At 62.9% G+C, this 685-nt stretch carries 1 tRNA gene; it reads right to left on the bottom strand.

Annotation, left to right across the window (positions count from 1 at the left end):
* Nucleotides 1-294 precede the first annotated feature (294 nt).
* Nucleotides 295-369, bottom strand: a tRNA-Gly gene (locus tag LHA35_RS28430).
* Between the last annotated feature and the right edge of the window lie 316 nt (nt 370-685).

Below are 685 nucleotides of genomic sequence, written 5' to 3'. Positions count from 1 at the left end.
CAGGACCGTCGGCACCCTCTGGGATACCATCGGCAGTCTCCTCGACCGCTTCAGTCCGAGCGAGTGCGCCGCCTACTTCCAACACTGCGGCTATGCACAGTCAGGGCAATAAAGGTCTAGATCTTGTTGGATAAATCGGCCTACCCTCAAGGCGGAGAGAGTCTCCGTCATTTCGGAGAGAAAAACCGCCCTCGTTCCGCCTGCGCACCCTCAAGGTCGCAGCCGAAAACCGCAGGAAACCTGCGCCTCAGCGGGGTGTCCCGGTCGGGAGAGACAGGTTGTAAGGGAACCGACTGGAGCGGGCGAAGGGATTCGAACCCTCGACCCCAACCTTGGCAAGGTTGTGCTCTACCCCTGAGCTACGCCCGCGCCCCGTCGTCGGTGATGGCGCTTTTAGCAGGCGCGGCTAGCAATGCAAGCGCCTCCCCCAAAAAACATCGCCCCGATCTCCGCTGCGATGGGGGAACCCGCCCCCCAGGACGCAGGCCGCGCCGGAACACCCGATGGTGTCCCGAGCCGTTCTCTAACAGGCTGCTGAAATTCATTGTGGTGATGCCGCCTGCGTGATTCCCTACCCCCGGCAGCGAGCGGGGTGAGGATGCGTGGCAGTGATGCGGTGGTTGGGTCGCTGTTCAGCTACGTGGATTTGGAACAACGGGTCCGGGCCGACCATCCGCTGCGGGTG

It is taken from the genome of Roseicella aerolata, assembly GCF_020523605.1.
Lineage (GTDB): Bacteria > Pseudomonadota > Alphaproteobacteria > Acetobacterales > Acetobacteraceae > Paracraurococcus > Paracraurococcus aerolatus.
The sequence above is the reverse complement of the archived record's forward strand: the minus strand, read 5'-3'. Positions and strand labels throughout refer to the sequence as shown.